The sequence below is a fragment of the Eubacterium maltosivorans genome (genome assembly GCF_002441855.2).
Taxonomy (GTDB): Bacteria; Bacillota; Clostridia; order Eubacteriales; family Eubacteriaceae; genus Eubacterium; species Eubacterium maltosivorans.
On the sequence record NZ_CP029487.1, the window covers coordinates 2,329,981 to 2,347,268 of the forward strand.

Sequence of the window (17,288 nt, forward strand, 5' to 3'; positions counted from 1 at the left end):
AAAGCGGCACCCTAAGGGTGCCGCAGCATTGGCTTAATATTTTTCCTTCAGCATTTCTCCATGCCTGTTAAAGGTTTCGATGGCCGAAACTGCCAGCTCCTTGTTCATCATCTTTTCGAAGATATTATAAGGAATGGTAACAGAATGCGCGCCGCAGGCCAGGGTCTGTATGACCTGGTTGGTATTCTTAAAGCTTGCGCCCAGAATCTCACAGTCTAACTGGTGTTCATCAATAAAATCGCGGATAATGGAAACCGCCTTGTAGGGGTCCAGATCGTTGTTGGACATGCGGTTAATGTAAGGCGCAATACTGTCGCAGCCCGCCAGCGCGGCAAATATCCCCTGATCCGCAGAGTAAACGGCTGTCCCCAGAATTCTGCAGTCCGGGTATTTTTCGCGTATCTGCTTTACCACCTCCAGCCCTGCAATATCCATTGGTATTTTAAGACCGACACGCCCCGCGTTGTCGAGGGACAGAATTGTCTCGCAGTCCTCCAGGCGCTCCTCCACTGTTTCACCGATGGCCTGCACATAGATAAAACGCACCCCCATCTCCAGGATTTCACGCACCTTTTCCGCTCTGGGGGTCCGCTCGTTAAGAAGAATGGTTGGATTGGTCGTAACGCCTTTAAAAACGCCGGTTCTCATGGCCTTTTTAATTTCCTCAATATTCGCTGTATCTAAAAACATTTTTTATTCCTCCCTTTATTTTGTGCAACGATTATAACAAAACTGTCTTAAAATATTTCAAAAAAAGCTCCGGAGTCAGTTTCTCTGACCTCCGGAGCTCGGTTCGTTCTAAATGTTCTTTAATAAGCTTCTACAAATAATTCAAAGTATTCTCTGCCGTGCTTGCAGGCCGGGCATACCTTTGGCGCTTCCTTGCCTTCGCTGATATAGCCGCAGTTTCCGCATTTCCATTTGACAGATTCTGAACGCTTAAATACGCGTTCCTTTTCAATGTTTTCAGCTAATTTTAAATAGCGGGCTTCATGGGCTTTTTCAACCTCTACAATATATTTGAAGGTAGCCGCAATATCTTTAAAGCCTTCTTCTTCAGCGGTTTTTCCAAAGTTATTGTACAAGTCGCTCCATTCTTCGCGTTCGCCGGCAGCGGCGTTGATCAGATTGGTGCGGGTGTCGTCACTCAAGCTGACAGGATATTCTGCGGTAAAGCCGACCATCATGGCTTCGCCGTCCAGACCTTCATTTTCCACGATGTATTTGTAGAACATTTCGGCGTGTTCTTTTTCATTGGCTGCTGTTTCCAAAAAAATATTCTGGATCTGAATATAGCCTTCCTTTTTAGCTTTTGACGCAAAAAAAGTATAACGGTTGCGGGCCTGGCTTTCACCTGCAAATGCCTTCATCAGATTTTCCAGTGTTTTCGTTCCTTTTAATTTACCCATTTTGTTTATTCCTCCTTGAAACAAGACGTTCTTATATTATTTATACACCTATTTCAGAGGAATAAACAGGTTCTTAAAATCTTTTCAGCGCTCGTAGGTCCGGATGAGGTTTTCTGCAACCTGCCGGGGTGATATCCGCATATCCATTGCCTGCTTCTGTATGTAACGATGGGCCTGTTCCTCGGTCATATTCAGATAACCCATCAGGCACAGCTTGGCCCGGTAAATGATCTTAATATCATCCATTTTCTTTTGCAGCTTTTCGTTCTGTTCCTTAAGACGCTGCATCTTTTCCTTTGAGTGCAGCACAAACTTGATGTTCTGGGTCAAAAACTGGCGGTTGATGGGCTTAGACACCACGAAGGCTGTTGTGTCCATCAGCTTGGCCTCCACATGTTCTACCAGCTCGTTTTTTACGATAAGCACTACGCCGATCAGATACTTTTCGATCGTATCAAGGGCCAGCTCGATACCGAACTCATCGCCCAGGGGGGTATTGATAATGACCATATCATACTCTATTTCCTGAAGACGCCTTCGGCCTTCACTGCCGGAGGGGACCGCGTCAATCATGCTGAAATCCATACCCCGCATGATCTCCGTCAGTGCTTTTGTAATCTCGTTCTGCCTGCATACCAACAACACATTACTCATTATTTCATCCCCCCTTTTTTCAGGTTTTTATTCTTCCCAGATTAGAAGGTTGAAAAATAACGGTCAATTTCCCACTCATGGACCATTCCGATGTATTGTCTCCATTCCCAGCTTTTAAGCTGAATATATTTCTGCGCTGTCTTCTCGCCGAGGACTTCTGTCACCAGGGTATCCTTTTCCATTTCTCCCAGCGCTTCCCTTAATGTCATGGGCAGTTTTTGAAGCGCTGCGGGCGCTTCCCCCAGCGGATCCATCAGAGGCAGTTTCTTTTCAATCCCCTCAAGGCCGGCTGCCAGAACCAGCGCAAAGGTAAGATAGGGATTGCAGGCCGGGTCCGGGCTTCTGAGCTCCATACGGCAGTAATCGCCCACAGCGGCCGGGATACGAATAAGCGGCGATCGGGAGCCGTAGCCCCAGCTGACAGTCTGGGGCGCTTCGTAGCCGTCCATCAGACGCTTGTAAGAATTGACCAGCGGGTTGGATAGCGCGCTGATCCCTCGGATATGCCCGAGCACACCGGCGGCAAACCATCTGGCTTCATCGGTCAGCCCGCCGAAATCACTGGTAAAAATATTTTCGCCGTCTCTCATAAGCGACATATTAATATGCATGCCGCTGCCTGGCTGACCATTGAGGGGCTTTGGCATAAAGGTGGCATGCAGGCCGTTGCGCTGGGCAATGGTCTTAACCACTGTCTTAAAGGTCATGATGTTGTCCGCGGACTCCAGGGCGCCACTGTATTTAAAGTCGATCTCATGCTGTCCCCGGGCCGATTCATGATGGGAGCTTTCGATTTCAAACCCCATTTCCTCCAGCGTCAGGATAATCTCACGCCGCGTATTTTCGCCGCGGTCAAAGGGAGCCAGGTCAAAATAGCCGGCGTCGTCAACCGGCTCTCTGGTCGGCTCGCCGTTTTCCCCAAGGCGGAACAGAAAGAATTCACATTCTGCGCCCACGTTAAAGCGATAGCCCAGCTTCTCGGCTTTTTTCATCTGCTCCTTCAATATATAACGGCTGTCTCCTTCAAAATTCGTACCGTCCGGGTATTTCACATCGCAGAGAATTCTGGCCACCTTGCCCTGCTGCGGCCGCCAGGGCAGAATCTGAAGGGTGGACAGGTCTGGGTGCAGGATCAAATCAGAATGATCCGCATCCAGACAGCCTGCCACAGAATTGGCGTCAAAGGGCACACCATAGAGAATGGCGCGCTCGATCTGCTCGTTGGATATGGCGATATTTTTGCTCTGCCCATAGATATCGCAGAACTGCATCCGGATAAATTTAATATCATTTTCCTCAATATAACTGACGGCATCGAGTGTTTTTTTGCCAAGATTCATTTTCTCTCTCCTTAATACGCTGTATATAAATCATTATAAGGATTGTTGGCGCCTGGTGTCAATTTATAAAAGGGTTTTGCTAAAATCTCCTTAATATCAGCGTCAAAATAATGACAGTAGTTTTCAATACAGGCCATGGCCGGCTCCAGCATTGCAGGTGTGCACAGCTCTGCCACTACCTGCGGTGCCAGCTCTGTGGGCGGCACATCACTGCGGATATACATGGCTCCGCCGTGCATACCCGTCCCACAGTAGCCGCCTGCCGGAAAAGCGTTTTCCACGCCCAGCCCCAGAACCACAATGGTCCCGCCGGCCTGATACTCGCCCAAAAAAGACCCGACCTTTCCGCCGATCACCACCACGGGCTGGTGCTCCATATAAGCTTTCATGTGAATGCCTGCGCGGTAGCCTCCGTTGCCGCGGATGTAGATGTTGCCGCCGCGCATGCCATAGCCCAGGGTATCGCCGCCGTTTCCATAAACCACGATATCGCCGTTATCCATGGTGTCGCCCACTGCATCCTGCACGTTGCCGTAAACCGTAATATTTGTGCCGCTTAAATATGCCCCCATGGCATTGCCCGGTGTGCCGTAAACCGTAATATTTTTGTTTTTAACGCCAGTACCAATATAGCGCTGGCCCAGAACCCCCTTGATGGTAATCTCACGGTCCTCTGCTGCCTTTACCTCACGGTTTAGCTCGGTATAATATTTTTTTCCTGCTTCAATGATCATCCTTGTTCCTCCTAATGCTCTGCACTGAGCTTTGCATAACGTTCCCCGGGTTTAAAAGCCATGAGGCCCGGCTCTTTTATCAGCCTTTGCATATCCACTGTCTCAAGGGGAATCTGTTCGCGGATCATATCGGTATAAATACCGCCGCGACAGCAATTACCGATGATGATACAGCCCTTTAAAACGCCGTCCTTTATATAAAACTTCTTATAGCTTTCATCGGTTTTAACAGTAGTGGCTTCGCCGATATAGCTGCCTGCCGTCATCATATACAGGCCCAGAAGCCCCATGGAATTTACCGGAAAGGCCTTTTCGTACACAGCGCTGCCGCCGGCCATATTTTGTCCTGCCACCTCACCCTGCATATAGGCATTTGGCAGAATCGCCATGTTTTTAGCCGTCTGTGAGGTACTATCATAGCTCTGGGTACAGTCTCCAGCCGCGTAAATATCCTTCAGGCTGGTCTGCTGGTGATCATCGGTCACAATCCCACGTTCCACCTTTCCGCCAGCCTGCTCGACCAGTGACATCTCCGGTCTTGTCCCCACTGCCAGAATAAGAATATCATAGGGGAGAAGCTCACCGTCACTCAGAGCAACCTCCATATCGCCGATTTCGGTAATACTGGTTTCCAGCTTTAAAACCATTCCCCGGCTCATCAGATGCGCCTTGATAATCTCTGCGCTTTCTGCGTCCAGAACACTGGGCAGCACCCGGTCTGCCAGATCTACTACCGTCACACCCGCGCATTGTCCCACAACCGCTTCAGCTGCCTTCAGGCCAATGAGCCCCGCGCCTAAAATGACGACTTTAGAATTTTTATCCAGAATCTCACCCACGCCAGCCGCGTCATCCATGGTTGTAAAGGTAAAGGTGTTTTTGGCCGTCTCCCTCCCCTTGATCGGCGGCACAAAGGGAACAGAGCCCGTCGCCACCAGAAGCTTTTCATAGGCGATGACCCTGCCGTCCGCCAGGCGCACCTGGTTCTTTTCCGGGTCAATGCGCTCTGCCCTTGTACCAAGTATTACCTCACAGGCATTTTTTTCATAAAAATCCTCATCCCGGTAAATCATTTTCTCCTGGGAGACTTTGCCCTCCAGCCAGTAGGAGATCAATGGTCTTGAATAGGTGTGGTGTTTTTCTGCGCTGATAATCGTGATGCTGCCGTCCTGATCCTCTTTGCGGATACCCATGACGCCGCCGATGGCTCCGGCGGAATTTCCGATGATTAAATACTTTGTCTTATTCATTGACAGCACCCCTTTCTTCAAAAACAATGGCACGGTTCGGACAGTTTTTAACACAGGCTGGCTCACCGCCGTTTTCTGTGCACAGTTCACATTTCAGCATGGTTTTCGTGTGACCAACCACCAGACAGCCGTAGGGGCACATGGCAATACAGGTACGACAGCCCACGCAGCGTGTATCGTCGATTTTAATCACACCATCTTCCCCGACCGATAAAGCGCCGGTAATGCAGCCCTTGACGCAGTAGGGTGTTTTGCAGTGGCGGCAGGAAACCGCAAAATGGATTTCCTCCCCGTTTTCCATACCATCCTCCACACGGATGCGCGGCAATGGTTTTTCCTTTCGATTAAAGGCCTTGAACATATCCTCCTCGCCGGAGTTTGCAAAAGCACACTGATATTCGCAAAGGTGACAGCCCAGGCACCATTCTTCATTGACATATACTCGTTTCATCATTAAACCCCCGCATGTTTTATTCCTAATATTTCCAATTCCTTATCGGACAGGCCAATGCCCCGCAGCATCAGGCGGTTTCCCTTGAGAGACTCGATGGAGTTGATGCCCATACCGCCCATCATTTCCTGGATTTCATGATTCCAGGCACGCATGAGGTTGGTGAGGCGTTGTGCGCCAATTTCCGGATTCAGCCGTTTTACAAGATCCTCACGCTGTGTGGCGATGCCCCAGTTGCAGCGGCCGCTCTGGCAGTGGCGGCATAAATGACAGCCGAGGGCCAGAAGGGCGGCAGTGCCAATATAGCAGGCATCTGCGCCAAGGGCAATGGCCTTGACCACATCGGCGGAGCTGCGGATGCTGCCGCCGACAACGATGGAGATATCATTGCGGATCTGCTCATCCCTCAGACGCTGATCCACCGCCGCCAGCGCCAGTTCAATGGGAATCCCAACGTTGTCACGGATACGGGTCGGCGCCGCGCCGGTACCGCCTCTAAAGCCGTCAATGGCAATGATGTCTGCGCCCGAGCGCGCAATGCCCGATGCAATGGCGGCCACATTGTGAACCGCGGCGATTTTGACAATCACCGGCTTAGTGTAGCCGGTGGCCTCTTTTAATGAAAAAATCAACTGACGCAGGTCCTCAATGGAATAAATATCATGATGGGGCGCTGGTGATATGGCGTCAGCCCCTTCTGGAATCATGCGGGTTTTTGACACCTTTTCCCCGATTTTTTTACCGGGCAGATGACCGCCGATTCCGGGCTTTGCACCCTGTCCCATTTTAATCTCAATGGCGGCACCGGCCATCAGGTAATCCTCATGCACGCCAAAGCGGCCGGAAGCTACCTGGACGATGGTGTTTTGCCCGTACTGGTACAGGCCCTTGTTTAAACCGCCCTCGCCGGTATTGTAGCAGGTTCCAAGCTCCGTTGCCGCACGGGCAAGGGACTTGTGGGCGTTTTCGCTGATGGAACCGTAGGACATGGCCGAAAACATAATGGGCAGCTCCAGCTCAATCTGCGGTGGAATCTCGGAAATAATGTTTCCCTCTTTATCCATCTCCAGCTGACCAGGCTTTTTACCCAGGAACACCTTTGTCTCCATTGGCTCGCGCAGCGGGTCGATGGACGGATTAGTTACCTGGCTGGCGTTAATGAGCATTTTATCCCAATATACCGGGTATTCGTTGGGGTTTCCCATGGAGGAGAGCAGGACACCGCCGCTGCCCGCCTGGCGGTAAACTTCCTCGATGGTGCTCTGCTTCCAGTTGTAATTTTCCCTGAACTGGTTGTCGGTCTTGACAATCTTAAGGGCGCGTGTCGGGCACATACTCACACAGCGCTGGCAGTCCACACAGCCGGTCTCGTCTGCTTTCATAACATCCAGCTCTGCATCATAGCTGTGCACCTCGTTGGCGCACTGTCTTTCGCAGACCCGGCATTTGATGCAGCGGTTTGGATTTCTGACAATTTCGTATTGCGGATAAATATAATTGATTCCCATTGTTTATTCTCCTTCACGATTCACTCGGACAATGATGGGTTCACCACCCTTTGGCGCCCAGATATCGCCTACATCCGGACACACCGCGCGGATAGCGCTTTCCTCACTGGCGATATAAACCACCTCGTCCTTTTCCCCGGCCACCATCGAACGCAGCTTCAGCCGGTCGTTCAGTGCCATTAATCCATCGGTAAAACCACACATGATTGAAAAGGGACCGGTGATCAGCAGGCTGGCAAAGGTGTTGCGGAGTGTTTTAAAGCGTCTGGCCTTCTCCGGCTCCATCTTTTCGATTTCTTCCCAGAAAGGCGCAGCGATGATGCTGGCAATGTCCTCAAAATCAAAGCCTTGCTTGCGGTTTAAAAAATCAATAATGTAGGTAATAACCTCTGTATCGGTCAGAAGGGTGCACTTATAATCGAACATCTCAATGAAACGCCGGTTTGCATCGTAAGAGGAAATCTCCCCATTGTGGACAATAGAGTAATCCAGAAGCGCGAAAGGATGGGCGCCGCCCCACCAGCCTGGCGTATTGGTCGGATAACGGCCATGGGCTGTCCAGCAGTAGCCGTCATATTCCTCAAGCTTGTAAAAATCACCGACATCCTCAGGAAACCCAACAGCTTTAAAAACGCCCATGTTCTTTCCGCTTGAAAAGATATAGGCGCCGTCGATATAGGTATTAATGTAGAACACTGTATCAACAATAAATTTTTCTTCATCAATTTCGCCCTTCTCCTCCTGTATTTTAGTGAAGATCGGATCGACAAAGTAACGCCATATCAGAGGCTCGTCCTTGATATTTTTATTTTTACGCACGGGTATCCGGCTCAGATTAACCACGTCAAAGTATTTATCCAGATAGCGCTCCGTTTCCTGTCTGGCTTTAAAGTCGTCATAAAAGACATGAAACGCGTAGGAGTCTGCGTATTCCGGATAAATTCCATATCCCGCAAAGCCGCCGCCCAGCCCGTTCGAACGATCATGCATAACCGCGATAGAATCCACAATCTGGCTGCCGTTAATCACAGGTTTTCCCTTTTTATGTATGATTCCCGAGATCGCACAACCGCTTGGGATTCTGATTTGTCCTTCTTTTTTTAACATAGCTCTCTCCTTCTTTTACGTAAATTGAATACCGCATTGTCTCTGAATTAAAACAATAAAAAAAGAACATGACGAACCAACCCCTGATCAAAACTTCAAAAACACATTTTAAACGCGCATATGTCAGATTGGACAACGCCAGTGTTATCCATCTTTACATATACAGTCTGTTTTGATCCTGTACGGTTCGAACGCCATTGTTCTTAATTGAGTACTTATTTATTTTTAATATTTATACCATAGATTGTATACAAGTTCAATCAAAAATTGCCTGATAAGGATTGCAAAATGTATACAATATGCTCCTGTAAATTTATTGTAATCTTGATAACCGTTTCAATGCATTTTTCTTTAAAAACCCCTTTACAACCCTCTGGAATTGGTCTATAATGACATCACAACTTGAGAGAAACGCGGAAACAACATTCCGCAATTGAAGATAGCAATGGTGCTGTTGAGAGTGTTTTCGCACTTTTAATAGCGCCTTTTTTTATTATCTTCTTTGCTTGAGTTTAAAAAGTTAATGACGGTATCTTTCTTCCACAGGCAGTTGCATCTATTTTTATTGACAACCAATGCTTCCTTAAAATGAACTGTTTATAAGTTCCTCAGGATACCTTAATTAATCGGCGGAGAAACGCCTCAATTTCTCCGCCTCCTCATGGAATGATTGCCGCGCAGAGAAATCTCCCTTTCTTCTGTGACGGTTAATCTTTCCCTTTACATTATAAACGACCCCATGTATCATTATCATACGCAGGAAAAATAAAATCATATTATCTATATTTAGGAGGCTGTTATGTCTGAAGAGTTAGAAGTAAAAGATTGTAAGAATGACGTTATTGATCTTTTCGGTTCAAAAGTGTTTAATATTACGGTAATGCGCAAGCGTCTGCCAAAGCACATTTACAAGTCCATGATGAGTACCATCAAAGAAGATACCCCTCTGGATGAAAATGTGGCCGAGGTTGTCGCAAACGCCATGAAGGACTGGGCTCTGGAACAGGGCGCCACCCACTTCACGCACTGGTTCCAGCCAATGACCGGTATCACCGCAGAAAAGCACGACGCTTTCATCAGCCCGACTGAAGAGGGCAAGGTCATCATGGAATTCTCCGGTAAAGAACTGATCAAGGGCGAGCCAGACGCTTCCTCCTTCCCTTCAGGCGGCCTTCGCGCAACCTTTGAAGCAAGAGGCTACACTGCGTGGGACCCGACCTCTTTTGCTTTTGTAAAAGGAACAACACTGTATATTCCAACAACCTTTATTTCCTACTCCGGTGAAATTCTGGATAAAAAAACACCGCTTTTAAGATCCATGAAGGTTATCAGTGATGAAGCCATCCGTATCCTCAGACTCTTTGGCAAAACGGATGTCAAAAAGGTTACAACCACAGTCGGCGCAGAGCAGGAATACTTCCTGATCGAAAGAGATATGTATAAAAAGCGTAAGGACTTGATCCTCACCGGCAGAACCCTGTTCGGCTCAAAAGCTCCTAAGGGCCAGGAAAAGGAAGACCACTATTTTGGCCGTATCCGCGGACGTGTCTGCCACTTCATGCGCGACGTTGACCGCGAATTATGGGAGCTTGGCATTCCCTCAAAAACCCGCCACAACGAGGTTGCCCCCGCACAGCATGAGCTGGCGCCGGTTTTCTCAACCTCTAACCTGGCTACTGACAACAACCAGCTGATCATGGAAACGCTGCAGCGGGTAGCCTTCAGACACGACCTGCAGTGCCTGCTTCATGAAAAGCCCTTTGCCGGCGTCAACGGCTCCGGTAAACACAATAACTGGGCTTTAAGCACAGATACCGGTGAAAACCTGCTGAACCCAGGTAAAACCCCCTCCGAAAACCTACAGTTCTTAACCTTCCTGGTCGCTGTGATCGAAGCGGTTGACCGCTATCCTGAGTTACTGCGCTGTACGGTTGCAAGCGCCGGCAACGATCACCGGCTCGGCGCAAATGAGGCTCCGCCAGCCATTGTATCCATCTTCCTGGGCGACCAGCTGACACCAGCGCTTAAATCACTCGAAACCGGTAAACCGGTCGAAGAAGCAAAAGATCTGGTGATGGACTTGGGCGTAGACGCAGTGCCAAACTTTATTGTTGATGCAACCGACCGTAACCGTACTTCGCCGTTTGCCTTTACCGGCAATAAGTTTGAATTCAGAATGCTTGGCTCAAACCAGTCCATCGCCGGCCCGAACATTGCCCTCAACACAATGGTTGCTGAGGTACTCGGCGAGTTTGCTGATAAGCTGGAAGCGGCAGATGATTTCAAACCCGCACTGATCGAACTGCTAAGAGAATCCCTTAAAGCACATAAACGCGTTGTATTCAACGGTAACAACTACTCTGAAGAGTGGGTTCAGGAGGCAGAACGCCGCGGTCTGCCAAACCTGAAAGCTACACCGGATGCTTTTGCAACCTATTGTGAACCTAAAAATGTCGAGCTGTTTGATAAACACGGCATTTATACCCACGGCGAGCTGGATGCCCGTCAGGAAATCCATTTTGAGGATTACAGCAAAACCCTAAACATCGAAGCCTTAACCATGCTGACCATGGCAAAACGTGAAATTCTTCCAGCGGTTCTGGACTACACCAAGGATCTGGCAGCTATTTTAACACAGAAAAAAGCCCTCGGTGATTTCATCGACGCAACAGCGGAAGAAACAGTACTGGAGACTGTCTCTAAATTATCCGGCTCTCTGGTTAAAAAGGTCGAAATTCTCGATAAAACCGTCATTGAAGCCCAGGGCATCGAGGATGTGCAGGAGCAGGCCAGATTCTACCAGAATAAGGTCATTGAAGCCATGGAAAGCCTGCGCGCAACCGCAGACGAGCTGGAAACCATGGTCGGTGAAAAATACTGGCCATACCCCATCTATGAAGACCTGCTCTTCTATGTATAATGATATAACCCTTTCTTAATCGGCTCAAAGAGGAGCCCGCAATTCTGGAAATCGATCCAGAAGCGGGCGCCTCTTTTTTATTATAAAATCTAAAAGGAGGTTCTTATGAAAAAATTAGAAATAGTCATTAAGCCCGACATGCTGGAAGATTTAAAAGACCTTTTAAATACCTGCGATGTACAGGGAATGATGATTACCAACATTATGGGCTACGGTAACCAAAAGGGCTTTAAAAAATCCTACCGCGGTACATCCTATACCGTAAACTTTTTGCCAAAAATCAAGGTTGAAACCATCACAGATGATGAGACTGCCGACATCATCATCAAGCTGGTGACCGACCGTCTTACCACTGATGAAATCGGCGGTGGTAAAATCTTTGTTTATGATGTCTCCGACGTTATCCGTATCCGAACTGGCGAAACTGGCTCGGACGCCCTTTAAGAACAGCTCGGTATCTCCTTACTGTTCAGCACTTTTCGATTTACTAAAGCAATAAACAATTTTTAAAACGCACTTATAACAATTAAATACTCAAACCATTATTTATCAACGGGGATAGATTTTGATTTTTACACACTCTATAAAAATCAAAACCGATCCCTTATTTTTTTTATTCAGAAAGAGGTCTTATTATGGAAATGCAGCAATTAGCAGATATTGTATGGGTTTTCCTGGCAGCCTGCCTTGTTATGTTCATGCAGCCAGGCTTTGCCATGGTAGAAACTGGCTTTACCCGCGCCAAAAATGCCGGTAATATTATCATGAAAAATTTCGTCGACTTTATGGTCGGCTCTGTCCTGTTCCTGTGTGTGGGTTTTGCCGTTATGTTTGGCGGCGACGGCGCCATCATCGGCACTGCCGGTTTCTTCAATCCCACTGCCCTGTCTCTGGATCAGTTTGACGCTGTTACGCCAGAGCTGTTCATTTTCTTTCAGACGGTTTTTTGCGCAACCGCAGCCACCATCGTGTCTGGCGCTGTTGCCGGAAGAACAAAATTTACCGCCTACTGTATTTGCTCTGCCTTTGTCAGCCTCATCATCTACCCCGTTTCAGGCCACTGGATCTGGGGCGGCGGCTGGCTGGCACAGATGGGCTTTATCGACTTTGCCGGCTCCACCGCTGTCCACTCCGTGGGCGGCTGGGTTGCACTGATGGGCGCAATTATGGTTGGGCCGCGCATCGGTAAATACAATAAAGACGGCTCAGCCAATGCCATTCCAGGCCATTCTCTGACACTGGGCGCCTTGGGCGTATTCATCCTTTGGTTTGCATGGTTTGGCTTTAACTGCGGCTCCACACTGGCTGTAAACGGCGATATCGGCCATATTGCCATGACCACCAACCTGGCTGCCTGTGTCGGCGGTTTAACCGTCATGTTCTTTACCTGGCTGCGCTATGGAAAGCCTGATGTCTCCATGACACTCAACGGTGTGCTGGCAGGACTGGTCGGCATCACTGCCGGCTGTCAGGTCATCACGCTGTGGGGCGCACTTCTCGTTGGTCTGATCTGTGGCATCACCGTCTCCCTCCTGGTTCCTTTTATCGACGCAAAGCTCAGAATCGACGATCCTGTGGGCGCCATCAGCGTCCACGGCGGCTGCGGCGTTATGGGTACTCTGCTGGTTGGCCTTTTAGCCAACTACGCGCCCGGCACCGAGGACGCTGTCACCGGATTGCTTTACGGCGGCGGCTTCACCCTGCTGGGTGTTCAGCTTCTGGGGATTATCTCAGTGGCCGCCTGGGCTCTTTTAACCTCTGGCGCAATGTTCTTCATCATTAAAAAATGCCACGGTCTCCGGGTTCCGCGGGTGGTCGAAATTGAGGGGCTCGATGTTCATGAGCATGGATGCGAGGCCTATGCAGACTTTGTAAGCAGAATCCAGTAAATATTAAAGCATCAGAAACCACTGTTAAATTCGCTCTCCTTCAACAAGCCTCTCCGCCTTTGGGCGAGAGGCTTGTTTTTTTAGCTTTCCAGGCATATAATAAGGCTAACCAACACGCAATAAAAAGGAGTTCCTTATGAAAACCATACTCGCCTCTGCGTCACCGCGGCGCAAAGAGCTCATGACCCTGGCTGGCATTCCCTTTGAAGCCCGCCCGGTAGACGCTGATGAAACCATTCTCTGCTGTACCCCGCCAGAGGGCGCGGTCATGATGCTGGCCACCCGAAAAGCCCAGCTGGCCGCCGAACATTTCCCGGATGATCTCATCATCGGCGCGGATACCATCGTCGCGGTCGGTAAGCACATTTACGGTAAGCCTGATACCAGTGAAGAGGCCTTTGAGATGCTCTCCGCGCTCTCCGGCAAAACGCATCAGGTCTTTACAGGCGTCTGTATTTACACCAAATCCGGCCATCGAAACGCCTTCTGCACACGCACAGATGTTACTTTCTTTCCTCTGTCTGAGGAAGAAATACGGGCATATATCGCCACCGGAGAACCCATGGATAAGGCCGGCGCCTACGGCATTCAGGGAAAAGGCGCCCTGCTTGTGGAAAAGATTGATGGTGATTACTACAATGTGGTCGGCCTGCCCATCAGCCGGCTGGTACGAGAACTCAAAAGCTTTAAAGCGCAGATAGGACAGTCCCAAAAATAAGCCGCTTCACTCTCCGTTAAAGAGCGAGGCCAGCACAATGCTTGCCATGATCAGAGCAGCGCCAAAAATACCGCTGAGCGTGAGGCGTTCCCCCAGTAAAAAGAATGAAAAAAAGGCTGTAAAGATGGGTTCCGAGCAAAGCGCCAGCGATACAAAGACAGCTGACAGATGCTTAAGGGCAACATTTTGAAGCAGGTAAGCTATTACCGTACAGCCAATAGCCAGATACACCACGGCGGACCATCCAGCGAGTCCGGCCTGGGTGAGCACCCGTCCATCCTCCAGAAGAAACGCAAAAATAAAGCAGATCACTGCTGCCACACCAGATTGAATGGTCGACAATACCTCTGGCCCGATATTGGTTATATGCTTTGAGCTGTAAGTAATCGTCGCCGCGTAGGAAACCGAGCTGAGCAGAGCCAGCAGCTCACCGATTCCAAAACTAAAGCTCCCCTGGCTTCCACACAGAAAATACAAGCCCAGCACGACCAGCCCGACAAAGAGAAGCGTCCGTTTTTTTAATTTTTTGCCCAGAACGATATAGGACATGAATGGAGTAAAAATAACCGCCAGTGCCATCAAAAACCCTGCAATGGTGGCGCTGCTGTAAATGAGCGCCAGCGTTGAAAAAATAAAGGCCGCAGAATTAAAAATACTGATAGCCACCGCGTCCTTAAAATTATTTTTATTGATCTGTGCCTTGATCTTTTTGTAAAATAAACCATAACAGATGATAAAGGCAATCAAGAAACGCAGGGCAAGACAATAAAAAGGGGAGATCGTTTCCATCCCTATTTTAGCAACAGGATTCCCCAGTCCCCAGAACATGCACTGCAAAATAATAAAGCTTCCGTATACAATACTTTTTGAATTTTTCATCAACACACCATTTCCCGGCCGGTCTTTTTTGTTTTTAGGTAAGTACTTCCCAGTCTAAGCTTTTCAGGACAATTCGTCAAGCAAATCTTCAAAATAAAAACCAGTTTTGATCACATGGATCAAAACTGGTTTTTATTTTAATAAAGAGATTTAACTAACTGCAGCGTCATCCGCTTCTACAACCACTGCGGTTGGCTGCGGAGCCGCTTCCGGTTCATCATTACTCGGCGTCTGGTCTGGCGTTGGAGCAGGCTCAGGTTCTGGTTCTGGCTCAGGTTCTGGAGCAGGCTCAGGCGCTGGTTCCGGAGTGGGCGCGGGAGCTGGTTCAGGCTCAGGCGCTGGCGTCACTGCCGGTGTTTCCGGCGCTGGTGGCGTTACCGTTTGTTCAGGCGCAGCAGTGACTTCCTGTCTTGGTGCTGCGGTTTCTGTGCTCTGAGAAGCTGAAGATGGCTCTTCTTTACGGTTTTCAGGCTGTTCCAGAGACTGTGTGATCATCGGCAGCGGGGGCTGTGACATCTGAAACGGGCTGGCGTTGGGGTCCATATTGATGGCATTACCCTCTGCCTTACGTTCGATGGGGTGGTTCAGCACATTGATTTTACCGGTTGCCACACCGCCAGTAATGTTGGCAGGCGAATTGACATACATGGTATTAATACTGCCGTCTCCTCCAAGGGTCATCTGCGCCTCAGAGGCAAAATTATCAATTACAGCGCCGTTTGTCAGGGTAACATTACTACCCTTGGCGCCGTTAGTCAGCAGCATGGTCTGGATATTTGCACCCACAACAGCATCCACTCTCGCGTTCAAATCAAGGGTTTCTACCGGAGCGTTAATATTCAGGCGGCACCCTGCGGCACCTGGACTGACCACTATCTTTTTCATACTGCTGTTAATGGTAACTTCTGTTTGCTGTCCATCAATGACCATCTGATCAACACCGGCATCGGGTGTGACGGTAAGATTGCTGCCGCCAGCGACCTGAGAAATTTTAACCTCAGGTATTTTTCCGCCGATTTCGGCTGCTGCCGGGCTGCTGACAAAAAAGCTGTTGCCGCGAGATGCTTTATCGAGCGTTACAACCGTTCCGGTTTTATTGACGATAAGATCCTGGAAACTGGTGTTTTCCAGATGGACGGTTTTACTGTCTGCATCGGGAATAACGAAAATGTCTCCATCCACCTGGGTATTACGGACATAAATATCACCTTCCGCGCTCCCCTCCCTAATGGTCATATCGCCCTGAACCCTTTCATTACTGGTCAGGGTCACAGACCCGTCGGCAGCGGTGACTGGTTCATTGGTATCATTGGCGCTAACATACTGCACGCAGCCAAAGACAAATAAAGCAATGACAGACATGACAGCAACAGTGGTTGCCATGGATTTTTTCTTCAAAATCGCATTCCCCCTTTTTATAGAATTCAATTAACTTTATTGTACCCCAAAACGAGTGAAAGTCACAGTCAATTTCAGTAATAACAGGACTCATTTGGTAAAATTAAGAAACCCGGCAGCCAATACTGGCTGCCGGGTAAAAAATCTCTTATAGTCCCCGAAAGAGATTACTGATTACATTCAATGTTTATTTTTTAATTTCTTTAAAGGCCTCTGTCTGAGCGGTAATCCCTTTTTCCGCCGCAAACCGTTCGATGCTGGAAGCGCCGAAGAAACCGTCAATACCGTCGATACGGTCAATAACATATTTGGCATCCTCTGGTTCTGCAATCGGGCCGCCATGGCAGATAACCATAATGTCCGGATTAACTTCACGGCCGGCTTCCATGATGTCGCGTACTTTTACAACACAGTCATCCAGCGTTAAAGCAGTTTTCGCGCCAATGGTTCCTTTAGTGGTTAACCCCATGTGTGCAACTAAAATATCCGCGCCGGCTTCTGCCATTTTACGTGCCTGGTCTGGATCAAAAACATAAGGTGTCGTCAGAAGATCCAGCTCATGCGCTTTACGGATCATTTCAACTTCCAGATCATAACCCATGTCTGTTTCTTCCAGATTCTGTCTGAAAACGCCGTCGATCAAACCAACAGTCGGGAAGTTCTGAACGCCGCTGAACCCCATGTCTTTTAATTCTTTTAAGAAAACATCCATAACGCGGAAAGGATCTGTACCGCAGACACCAGCAAGTACTGGGGTATCCTTAACAACCGGCAGTACCTCAGACGCCATTTCAACAACGATCTGGTTAGCGTCGCCATAGGACAGCAAGCCCGCCAGAGAGCCGCGTCCAGCCATTCTGTAACGGCCGGAGTTGTAGATAATCAGCATGTCTGCGCCGCCGCGTTCACTGCTTTTAGCTGTGATCCCGGTACCTGCGCCGACACCAACTAAAATATCGCCTTTAGCTCTCTGTTCCTTATACATTTTAACAATTTCCGCTCTTGTTTGTTGATTCATTATCGTTCTCCTT

Annotated in this window: 16 protein-coding genes; 4 read left to right on the plus strand and 12 right to left on the minus strand. The window is 48.9% G+C overall.

Annotated features, from left to right (window positions below):
- Positions 1 to 33 precede the first annotated feature (33 nt).
- The 9 genes from CPZ25_RS11090 to CPZ25_RS11130 form a co-directional block, all read right to left on the minus strand.
- Complete coding sequence (locus CPZ25_RS11090) at positions 34 to 690, minus strand: transaldolase family protein (RefSeq protein WP_096918588.1); 657 nt, start codon at positions 688 to 690, stop codon at positions 34 to 36.
- A 119-nt stretch (positions 691 to 809) separates the two neighbouring features.
- Positions 810 to 1,409: a rubrerythrin gene (rbr, locus tag CPZ25_RS11095; protein WP_013382441.1), complete on the minus strand. Its 600-nt coding sequence runs from the start codon at positions 1,407 to 1,409 to the stop codon at positions 810 to 812.
- A gap of 84 nt (positions 1,410 to 1,493) precedes the next feature.
- On the minus strand, positions 1,494 to 2,063 hold the full coding sequence (locus CPZ25_RS11100) for an ANTAR domain-containing response regulator (protein WP_058693300.1): 570 nt from the start codon (positions 2,061 to 2,063) through the stop codon (positions 1,494 to 1,496).
- A gap of 41 nt (positions 2,064 to 2,104) precedes the next feature.
- Complete coding sequence (locus CPZ25_RS11105; RefSeq protein WP_096918587.1) at positions 2,105 to 3,403, minus strand: glutamine synthetase family protein; 1,299 nt, start codon at positions 3,401 to 3,403, stop codon at positions 2,105 to 2,107.
- Positions 3,404 to 3,414: 11 nt separating this feature from the next.
- Entirely contained in the window at positions 3,415 to 4,137 is a 723-nt protein-coding gene (locus CPZ25_RS11110) for a GltB/FmdC/FwdC-like GXGXG domain-containing protein (protein ID WP_096918586.1), read from the minus strand.
- 11 nt (positions 4,138 to 4,148) lie between these two features.
- Positions 4,149 to 5,387 (minus strand): NAD(P)/FAD-dependent oxidoreductase, encoded by a 1,239-nt coding sequence (locus CPZ25_RS11115; protein ID WP_096918585.1) that lies wholly within the window; start codon positions 5,385 to 5,387, stop codon positions 4,149 to 4,151.
- On the minus strand, positions 5,380 to 5,838 hold the full coding sequence (locus tag CPZ25_RS11120) for a 4Fe-4S dicluster domain-containing protein (RefSeq protein ID WP_096918584.1): 459 nt from the start codon (positions 5,836 to 5,838) through the stop codon (positions 5,380 to 5,382). Before CPZ25_RS11120 ends, CPZ25_RS11115 begins: the two co-directional genes overlap by 8 nt.
- A 2-nt stretch (positions 5,839 to 5,840) precedes the next feature.
- On the minus strand, positions 5,841 to 7,346 hold the full coding sequence (locus tag CPZ25_RS11125) for a glutamate synthase-related protein (RefSeq protein ID WP_096918583.1): 1,506 nt from the start codon (positions 7,344 to 7,346) through the stop codon (positions 5,841 to 5,843).
- 3 nt (positions 7,347 to 7,349) lie between these two features.
- Positions 7,350 to 8,453, minus strand: a complete 1,104-nt coding sequence (locus CPZ25_RS11130) for a class II glutamine amidotransferase (RefSeq protein WP_074618134.1) — start codon at positions 8,451 to 8,453, stop codon at positions 7,350 to 7,352.
- A 799-nt stretch (positions 8,454 to 9,252) separates the two neighbouring features.
- Between CPZ25_RS11130 and CPZ25_RS11135 the strand changes: the two genes are divergently transcribed.
- The 4 genes from CPZ25_RS11135 (at position 9,253) to CPZ25_RS11150 (ending at position 13,980) form a co-directional block, all read left to right on the plus strand.
- Positions 9,253 to 11,373, plus strand: coding sequence for a glutamine synthetase III family protein (locus tag CPZ25_RS11135; protein ID WP_058693293.1), 2,121 nt, complete (start codon positions 9,253 to 9,255; stop codon positions 11,371 to 11,373).
- Positions 11,374 to 11,478: 105 nt separating this feature from the next.
- Positions 11,479 to 11,817, plus strand: a complete 339-nt coding sequence (locus CPZ25_RS11140; RefSeq protein WP_096918582.1) for a P-II family nitrogen regulator — start codon at positions 11,479 to 11,481, stop codon at positions 11,815 to 11,817.
- 191 nt (positions 11,818 to 12,008) lie between these two features.
- Positions 12,009 to 13,262, plus strand: coding sequence for an ammonium transporter (locus CPZ25_RS11145; protein ID WP_096918581.1), 1,254 nt, complete (start codon positions 12,009 to 12,011; stop codon positions 13,260 to 13,262).
- Positions 13,263 to 13,398: 136 nt separating this feature from the next.
- Complete coding sequence (locus tag CPZ25_RS11150; protein WP_096918580.1) at positions 13,399 to 13,980, plus strand: Maf family protein; 582 nt, start codon at positions 13,399 to 13,401, stop codon at positions 13,978 to 13,980.
- Between the two features lie 6 nt (positions 13,981 to 13,986).
- Here the strand turns inward: CPZ25_RS11150 and CPZ25_RS11155 are convergent, their stop codons facing one another.
- The 3 genes from CPZ25_RS11155 to CPZ25_RS11165 all read right to left on the minus strand — a co-directional run bounded on the left by CPZ25_RS11155 (position 13,987) and on the right by CPZ25_RS11165 (position 17,275).
- Entirely contained in the window at positions 13,987 to 14,859 is an 873-nt protein-coding gene (locus tag CPZ25_RS11155) for a DMT family transporter (RefSeq protein ID WP_074618133.1), read from the minus strand.
- Between the two features lie 150 nt (positions 14,860 to 15,009).
- Positions 15,010 to 16,257, minus strand: coding sequence for a hypothetical protein (locus CPZ25_RS20665; RefSeq protein WP_207670820.1), 1,248 nt, complete (start codon positions 16,255 to 16,257; stop codon positions 15,010 to 15,012).
- 187 nt (positions 16,258 to 16,444) lie between these two features.
- The gene (locus tag CPZ25_RS11165) at positions 16,445 to 17,275 is read right to left on the minus strand and encodes a phosphoenolpyruvate hydrolase family protein (RefSeq protein WP_013382456.1); all 831 of its coding nucleotides are present in this window, start codon (positions 17,273 to 17,275) and stop codon (positions 16,445 to 16,447) included.
- Positions 17,276 to 17,288: the final 13 nt, after the last annotated feature.

What these genes read in the sequence shown, in the direction of transcription:
- CPZ25_RS11090 (WP_096918588.1), bottom strand. Translation starts at nt 690, where the DNA reads ATGTTTTTAGATACAGCGAATATTGAGGAAATTAAAAAGGCCATGAGA.
- rbr (WP_013382441.1), bottom strand. Translation starts at nt 1,409, where the DNA reads ATGGGTAAATTAAAAGGAACGAAAACACTGGAAAATCTGATGAAGGCA.
- CPZ25_RS11100 (WP_058693300.1), bottom strand. Translation starts at nt 2,063, where the DNA reads ATGAGTAATGTGTTGTTGGTATGCAGGCAGAACGAGATTACAAAAGCA.
- CPZ25_RS11105 (WP_096918587.1), bottom strand. Translation starts at nt 3,403, where the DNA reads ATGAATCTTGGCAAAAAAACACTCGATGCCGTCAGTTATATTGAGGAA.
- CPZ25_RS11110 (WP_096918586.1), bottom strand. Translation starts at nt 4,137, where the DNA reads ATGATCATTGAAGCAGGAAAAAAATATTATACCGAGCTAAACCGTGAG.
- CPZ25_RS11115 (WP_096918585.1), bottom strand. Translation starts at nt 5,387, where the DNA reads ATGAATAAGACAAAGTATTTAATCATCGGAAATTCCGCCGGAGCCATC.
- CPZ25_RS11120 (WP_096918584.1), bottom strand. Translation starts at nt 5,838, where the DNA reads ATGAAACGAGTATATGTCAATGAAGAATGGTGCCTGGGCTGTCACCTT.
- CPZ25_RS11125 (WP_096918583.1), bottom strand. Translation starts at nt 7,346, where the DNA reads ATGGGAATCAATTATATTTATCCGCAATACGAAATTGTCAGAAATCCA.
- CPZ25_RS11130 (WP_074618134.1), bottom strand. Translation starts at nt 8,453, where the DNA reads ATGTTAAAAAAAGAAGGACAAATCAGAATCCCAAGCGGTTGTGCGATC.
- CPZ25_RS11135 (WP_058693293.1), top strand. Translation starts at nt 9,253, where the DNA reads ATGTCTGAAGAGTTAGAAGTAAAAGATTGTAAGAATGACGTTATTGAT.
- CPZ25_RS11140 (WP_096918582.1), top strand. Translation starts at nt 11,479, where the DNA reads ATGAAAAAATTAGAAATAGTCATTAAGCCCGACATGCTGGAAGATTTA.
- CPZ25_RS11145 (WP_096918581.1), top strand. Translation starts at nt 12,009, where the DNA reads ATGGAAATGCAGCAATTAGCAGATATTGTATGGGTTTTCCTGGCAGCC.
- CPZ25_RS11150 (WP_096918580.1), top strand. Translation starts at nt 13,399, where the DNA reads ATGAAAACCATACTCGCCTCTGCGTCACCGCGGCGCAAAGAGCTCATG.
- CPZ25_RS11155 (WP_074618133.1), bottom strand. Translation starts at nt 14,859, where the DNA reads ATGAAAAATTCAAAAAGTATTGTATACGGAAGCTTTATTATTTTGCAG.
- CPZ25_RS11165 (WP_013382456.1), bottom strand. Translation starts at nt 17,275, where the DNA reads ATGAATCAACAAACAAGAGCGGAAATTGTTAAAATGTATAAGGAACAG.